The organism is Cysteiniphilum litorale (assembly GCF_003428165.1).
Taxonomy (GTDB): domain Bacteria; phylum Pseudomonadota; class Gammaproteobacteria; order Francisellales; family Francisellaceae; genus Caedibacter; species Caedibacter litoralis.
The window spans coordinates 1-5,998 of record NZ_QLIQ01000072.1; the positions used below are offsets into that span (position 1 = coordinate 1).

The following is a 5,998-nucleotide window of genomic DNA, read 5'->3' on the forward strand; positions in this document are numbered from 1 at the left end:
GTTTATCCTCTTTGAGGGAGCAAGAGAGAGTTTCTTCCGACACCCTTGCCTTCGTCTACACGTTCCTATTCCCAAGGTCGTGACGGGAATTCCACCCGCTAGATACTGACCATGCCAGTCGCACCACAAAAGGGCAGTTTAGAGACGATTAAGACGTAATCAATTAAAGTTGGATGGTTGGCAATGATTAATGTGCCTTTGTCTTTTTTTAATTTGTCAAAACCAATAAAATGAAAGCGGATAAGACCTAAGCCAGACATTGTTGCGGTAAAGAAACGAAATGTTAAGTAAATACAATATTGCGCAATATGTTTTTTTTCGCTTTTTTGCTTTTTTGAGCGGATTATTTTAGCAATGATTACTGCCATAGGAATAATAATATACCCTAATAGTAACCCCCCTAAAGAGAATAATAAAAAACAAAACCCCGTGGCAATCAGGCGCCAGAGATAGTTTATTTGGTTAAACAACATATGCATTAATTGGATAAAATAAATTTTGGCTATTATTAATCAAACAGCATGCTTAGTCAAAAAATAGTTTGATTATATATTAATCCAAAAAATATTTTACAATTTGCCTCATTTCGCGGTACGCTTATGCTCCCGCACACAATAAAGATAAAACATGTTAAACAAGTTTATTAAATATACTGCAGCGCTTTTGTTCGTTGCTTCATCAATGACAAGTTCATTTGCTGCGAGCGCTCATACGCCAGCGGCAAGCGGAAGTGCTACTAAAGCCATTCCGTTAGCAGCAAATTACTGCAATGACTTTTTAAAATATGGCAACCCTGGTGGTAAGGTTAATTTATATCTTTGTCGTGAAGGTTATATCTCTGCTTATAACTACGAAACCAAGCAGCCTAGTTGGGTTGCTTATCGTTTAACAGCGCAGTCTGTTTCAAGTAAACTAAAACGCCATGATGAATTTCAACCAGATCCGGAAGTGCCAGCCAAGTATCGCGCTGAGTTATCAGACTATAAAAGAAGTGGTTATGATCGTGGGCATTTAGCACCCTATGCGGCGATGGATTTTAATAAAACAAGTGCCAAACAGTCTTTTTATTTATCGAATATGTCACCGCAGAAGGGTGAGCTTAATCGTCAAGGTTGGGCAAAGCTTGAGTCTGATGTGCGTTTTTGGGCGCAAATGTACGAGGAAGTCTATGTCTACACAGGCCCTGTATTTAAAAACAGCAAAACACATAAAACAATAGGTAAGAATAAAATCTGGGTGCCAGAGTATTTCTTTAAAGTAGTCTACGCGCCAAAGCAGGATAGGGTGATTGCCTTTATTATGCCTAATGCCCGCGTGGATAAAAAAGATGTTGCAAAATATCGTGTATCGATCAAGGATGTTGAACAGCGTACTGGTTTGATATTTTTTAATACCTTGCCTAAGACTCAAGTGGCTGCTTTAACAGATAAAACCTCACCAATGTGGCGTACGAGTTATAGAGCGTAAGGAATCCGCTTAGCGCTAGGTAGATAGTGGTTTGTAAGTGCTGGCTGAGCGTCAGTCGAAGCCTCTATTGAGTAGCTGTTTCAAAGGATGCCATCCTTAGACTTGCGTTCACGGCACATATTTTTTGGAATATTTAAGTTTACAGTTAACTCTCTGCACTGGTTGCGCGAATATGTCCACTCAAATCATGATAATGTTGAATATTTTTATAATCATATGATTTGAAAATACTTTCAACATGCTGTGCTTGTTGAAAGCCGTGCTCAATAATCATAAAGCCATTTTCTTTTAAGTGTGCTTTGCCATGGCAAATAATGTGCTCTATATCCGCTAAACCATTGTTTTTGGCAATCAGTGCAGTGGTTGGTTCATATTGACGAACATGCGCGCATAGTGCGGGATCTGATTGATCAATATAAGGTGGGTTGGAAACAATAATGTCAAATTGTTCATTAGCGACTGGCTGATACCAGCTGCCTTGCAAAAGTTTTACATTACTTAGCTTGTAATGCTCTTTGTTATGAGCGGCAATCTTAAGCGCATGCTCGCAATAATCAATAGCAGTCACTTGCCAATTGGGGCGGGCATGGGCTAGACTCAAGGCAATTGCGCCACTGCCTGTACCTAAATCAAGCACTTGCAGTTTAGTGTGCTGTGTGAACTTATTAAGAATGGTTTCAATGAGTACTTCAGTATCCGCGCGTGGAATGAGTGTGTGCTTATCAACAAGAAATTCAAGATCCCAAAAACCTTGCTTACCTGTCAAGTAAGCCACGGGCTCACCCTGTAAGCGTCTCATGAATAGTTCACTAAACTGTTGAAACTCGTCTTCAGTTAAAGGCTTTTCTGACCAAGTGTATAAATAACTCGCTGCTACTTTTAATACATGACAAAGTAAGCATTCAATATCAATTCGCGCGCTATCAGAAATGGGTTCAAGTTGTTTGCTATAGGTTGATAGAATAGCTTGGATAGTATTATTAGGCATTTTCTTCAGACATTTGTACAAGTAGATCGGCTTGATATTCATGTACAAGTGGCTGAATTACTGAACCTAAATCACCTTGCATTACTTCTTCAAGCTTGTAAAGAGTTAAGTTAATGCGATGATCAGTTACACGCCCTTGCGGGTAGTTGTAAGTGCGAATACGTTCAGAGCGATCTCCACTGCCAACAAGACTTTTACGTTGACTAGATTGCTCTTGTTGTTGCTTATCAATTTCAGCTTGCAAGAGTCTTGCTTTGAGCATTGACATGGCTTGAGCACGGTTTTTATGTTGTGAACGTTGATCTTGACATTCAACAACAACACCGGTGGGGATATGTGTGATACGAATGGCTGAATCTGTTTTGTTAACATGCTGACCACCAGCACCTGAAGCGCGAAAGGTGTCAACCTTTAAATCAGCAGGGTTAATATCAATCCCTTCAACTTCATCAGCCTCCGGCATAATGGCGACGGTGCAAGCTGAGGTGTGCACACGCCCCTGTGATTCAGTTTCAGGGACGCGTTGTACACGATGTGCGCCTGATTCAAACTTAAGTTGAGAATAGACATTCTCGCCTGAAATCTTACTGATGATTTCTTTGAAACCGCCATGCTCGCCATCGCTTTGACTGACAATCTCAATCCGCCAGCCTTGTGTTTCAGCGTAGCGGCTGTACATTTTAAATAAATCGCCTGAGAAAATAGCGGCTTCATCACCGCCTGTGCCTGCACGAATCTCAAGAAATACGTTGGCGCCATCATTAGGATCTTTAGGTAATAATAAAATCTCAAGCTCTTTAGTTAAGCTATCAATTCGTTCTTCAGCGTCATTGAGCTCTTCTTTAGCCATTTCCTTCATTTCAGGATCGCTTTCTTTGAGCATTTCATTAGCACTTTCAATATCATCATGTGCTTGCTCGTAAGCTTTAAATGTTGTAACTAAAGGCTCTAATTGCGCATATTCTTTGGATAGATCGCGAAATTTATTCTGATCACTAATGACTTCGGCTTCACCCAAGAGGGCTGCAATTTCTTCATGGCGTTCGATTAAGCCTTGTAATTTTCGTTTGATTGAGTCTTTCATTTTATAGTCCAGTATTTAAGCCGAAAATTTCTTCAGCTAAGTTAAGCATATCATTGCGCCCTTCAACGGCAGCATTTCTAAGTGACACGCTTGGCGTATGTAGCCATTTGTTTTTAACGTTATGCGCAAAGCGAGCTAGAACCATTTTAGGATCCTCACCATTTTCTAGGCGCTTAAGACAACGATTGAGCTCATCATCAATCATATCTTTGGTTTGATTGCGCATAGCTTTGATCGTGTTATCAGAAAGAATAGCTTTTTCTTGATTGATATAATCATCCAAACCTTTTTCAATCCATTTCTCAGCACGTAGTGCGGCTTTTTCACGCAAGGTTTTGTTGTTTTGAATCAACCCTTGAATATCATCAACGCAATAAATGGTTATGTTATCCATTTGATCGAATAATGGATCAGTGACACGTGGCACCGACAGGTCAATTAGCGTTTTAGGATTTGTATTAGTTAGCATATCAGCTGTTAAAATCAGCTCACGTGAGTTGACGGCACTAACAATAATATCAGCTTGTTCAGCAAGGCCGCTAAGCACAGATAATGAAAAGGCTTCAGCGTGATGCTCAGTTGCTAGTTGTTGCGCTTTTTCTAGAGTGCGATTAACAATAATAAGGCGTTTTGGTGTCAGACTTGCTAAGTGCTTTGTCACAAGCATAGCCGTGCTTCCTGCGCCAATAACAAGAATCGTTTTATCTTCAAAATGACTTAAGCTTTGTTTGGCTAATGTCACTGCCGAAAAGGCAACAGAAACCGGACATTGTCCAATGTTAGTGTGAAAGCGCACGCGTTTTGCAACTGAGAAAACCTTTTGCATTAAGCGATTAAGATCTCCACCAAGTGTGTTATTGGCAAGTGCCTCCGCATAGGCATATTTGATTTGACCTAAAATTTGCGGCTCACCTAAAACCATTGACTCTAATCCACAGCTTAAGCGCATTAGATGGTGGGCAACATGCGTACCTTGGCGAACGATAAGAAAATTTTTCAAATCCAAATCATTACGTTTTGCCGATTGTTGCCACCAATTGATCACATGATCTAAGTGTTTTAATTCAGAAATGACAGCATAGATTTCCGTGCGATTGCAGGTTGATAAAATAAGACATTGCTCAACGCCATGTTGTTCTTTTAGCGTTTTTAAATGTTGACCAAGGCGCTCATTGTCGAGGGTGAATGCGCCGCGCACATCTAAAGAAGCCTTTTTATAGTCTATCGCTAAAGAAACTAACGTCATTCATTTACCTGCTTTGCTTGTTATTCTTGTTAATTGCATGAGTGACTTTTGCTTAAAACCATAATCACTATTTGATTTGTTGATTTACGGATAACAAGTGATAAGAGTTGCTCATGAAACTGGTCGGTATTGTAGCATAAAAAAAGAAAAGTGCTATGACTGGAAAAGCAACTAATGGTGCAGGTTTATCGGCATGTGGTTTAGATGGGTGTTATTGTGAGGAAAGCCTGCTTTTAATTTCGTGATCAATCGCTGTGTTGATGAACTCATTTAAGGATTCACCATCTCTTTTTACAAAAAACACTTGCCTATGCCTATCAATACCAGTTCTTACATTAAATGATCCGCTATAAGCTTTCTCAGGTGTGATATCATGCTCAGCGCAAAATTCAAGATAATCATCAACGGCATCTACAAATGCCTGCTTTAAGTCCTGGTAGTTTTCCCCTTCATATGAAACTGTAGCATTGATGTTCATAATTTCACCATGGAAAATGCCATCATTATGATTAACTTTAATTGAACCTCTATAGCCTTTGTATTGCATTGCGTTACTCATATTAGTCCTACCTTTTTAAGATATTCAATAACATTTTTAATCTGATATTCTTTTAGTGTTGGCTTTGGGTGTGGTTTATGCAGCATCAGTGGTGGTGTTTCTTTGTTTAAATAAAAGCGTACACGTGAGCCACTTGTTTTACCTGCGTTACTCTCACTAAAGCCAAAGCTTTTTAAAACTTTAGATAACTCTGCCCATGTCAAATCTTTTGGGCATGTTAATAGTTTCTCGAGCGCTTTATCTATCTTAGTCATAAAAAGCAACTATATTTTAGTTGCTGTAAATATAAGCGGAGATTTGTGTTTTTGCAAGCCTACACTCTATGTTTTTATTTGTTGTTATGGTCATAATTTTGTAACATGTTTCACTAATCATTTGGTATTCAAAATAAAAGAGAGGGAGTTTAAATGCGCTATCTGTGCGTAGTTGTGGCGCTTGTCTGTGGGTTGTTATCACAGGCTTTTGCCGGTGATTTTTGGCAGAAAGCCAAGGCGGTTTTTGAGGGAAAAAAGCAACAAGATGGCAGGGGGCGCATTCGCGATTTGTGGGTAAATCAGCTGTAGTTTAACTTGAACTGAATGCGATACTTATGTACAAATACCCTACTGCCTTTAAAACATAAGCAAGTTACGGATGAATTTAGCTGAGCAAAAC

General features: G+C 39.5%; 8 protein-coding genes. 2 read left to right on the forward strand and 6 right to left on the reverse strand.

All coding sequences use genetic code 11. From position 1 onward, the window contains the following. Nucleotides 1-98: 98 nt before the first annotated feature. Nucleotides 99-473, reverse strand: a complete 375-nt coding sequence (locus DNJ75_RS13985) for a lysophospholipid acyltransferase family protein (RefSeq protein WP_157968370.1) — start codon at nt 471-473, stop codon at nt 99-101. Between the two features lie 154 nt (nt 474-627). Here DNJ75_RS13985 and DNJ75_RS13990 point away from each other — a divergent pair, with 154 nt between their 5' ends. Continuing rightward, complete coding sequence (locus DNJ75_RS13990) at nt 628-1,467, forward strand: DNA/RNA non-specific endonuclease (RefSeq protein WP_117004060.1); 840 nt, start codon at nt 628-630, stop codon at nt 1,465-1,467. 145 nt (nt 1,468-1,612) lie between these two features. Here DNJ75_RS13990 and prmC read toward each other — a convergent pair whose 3' ends face one another. The 5 genes from prmC to DNJ75_RS14015 all read right to left on the reverse strand — a co-directional run bounded on the left by prmC (nt 1,613) and on the right by DNJ75_RS14015 (nt 5,598). After that, a complete protein-coding gene (prmC, locus tag DNJ75_RS13995; RefSeq protein ID WP_157968371.1) occupies nt 1,613-2,455 on the reverse strand; it encodes a peptide chain release factor N(5)-glutamine methyltransferase in 843 nt (280 codons plus the stop codon). Then, a complete protein-coding gene (gene prfA, locus DNJ75_RS14000; RefSeq protein WP_117004062.1) occupies nt 2,448-3,539 on the reverse strand; it encodes a peptide chain release factor 1 in 1,092 nt (363 codons plus the stop codon). Before prfA ends, prmC begins: the two co-directional genes overlap by 8 nt. Before the next feature lies 1 nt (nt 3,540). Continuing rightward, nucleotides 3,541-4,785 (reverse strand): glutamyl-tRNA reductase, encoded by a 1,245-nt coding sequence (hemA, locus tag DNJ75_RS14005; protein ID WP_117004063.1) that lies wholly within the window; start codon nt 4,783-4,785, stop codon nt 3,541-3,543. Between the two features lie 211 nt (nt 4,786-4,996). After that, a complete protein-coding gene (locus tag DNJ75_RS14010) occupies nt 4,997-5,344 on the reverse strand; it encodes a type II toxin-antitoxin system HicB family antitoxin (protein WP_117004064.1) in 348 nt (115 codons plus the stop codon). Continuing rightward, nucleotides 5,341-5,598 carry a type II toxin-antitoxin system HicA family toxin gene (locus DNJ75_RS14015; RefSeq protein ID WP_117004065.1) on the reverse strand — a complete coding sequence of 86 codons (258 nt, stop codon included), beginning with the start codon at nt 5,596-5,598 and terminating at the stop codon, nt 5,341-5,343. Before DNJ75_RS14015 ends, DNJ75_RS14010 begins: the two co-directional genes overlap by 4 nt. A gap of 153 nt (nt 5,599-5,751) precedes the next feature. Between DNJ75_RS14015 and DNJ75_RS15440 the strand changes: the two genes are divergently transcribed. After that, nucleotides 5,752-5,907, forward strand: a complete 156-nt coding sequence (locus DNJ75_RS15440) for a hypothetical protein (protein WP_157968372.1) — start codon at nt 5,752-5,754, stop codon at nt 5,905-5,907. Nucleotides 5,908-5,998 lie beyond the last annotated feature (91 nt).

Bases quoted from the DNA above. Each gene is read 5' to 3' on its own strand.
- DNJ75_RS15440 (WP_157968372.1), top strand. From the start codon at position 5,752: ATGCGCTATCTGTGCGTAGTTGTGGCGCTTGTCTGTGGGTTGTTATCA.
- DNJ75_RS14010 (WP_117004064.1), bottom strand. From the start codon at position 5,344: ATGAGTAACGCAATGCAATACAAAGGCTATAGAGGTTCAATTAAAGTT.
- DNJ75_RS14015 (WP_117004065.1), bottom strand. From the start codon at position 5,598: ATGACTAAGATAGATAAAGCGCTCGAGAAACTATTAACATGCCCAAAA.
- hemA (WP_117004063.1), bottom strand. From the start codon at position 4,785: ATGACGTTAGTTTCTTTAGCGATAGACTATAAAAAGGCTTCTTTAGAT.
- prfA (WP_117004062.1), bottom strand. From the start codon at position 3,539: ATGAAAGACTCAATCAAACGAAAATTACAAGGCTTAATCGAACGCCAT.
- DNJ75_RS13985 (WP_157968370.1), bottom strand. From the start codon at position 473: ATGTTGTTTAACCAAATAAACTATCTCTGGCGCCTGATTGCCACGGGG.
- DNJ75_RS13990 (WP_117004060.1), top strand. From the start codon at position 628: ATGTTAAACAAGTTTATTAAATATACTGCAGCGCTTTTGTTCGTTGCT.
- prmC (WP_157968371.1), bottom strand. From the start codon at position 2,455: ATGCCTAATAATACTATCCAAGCTATTCTATCAACCTATAGCAAACAA.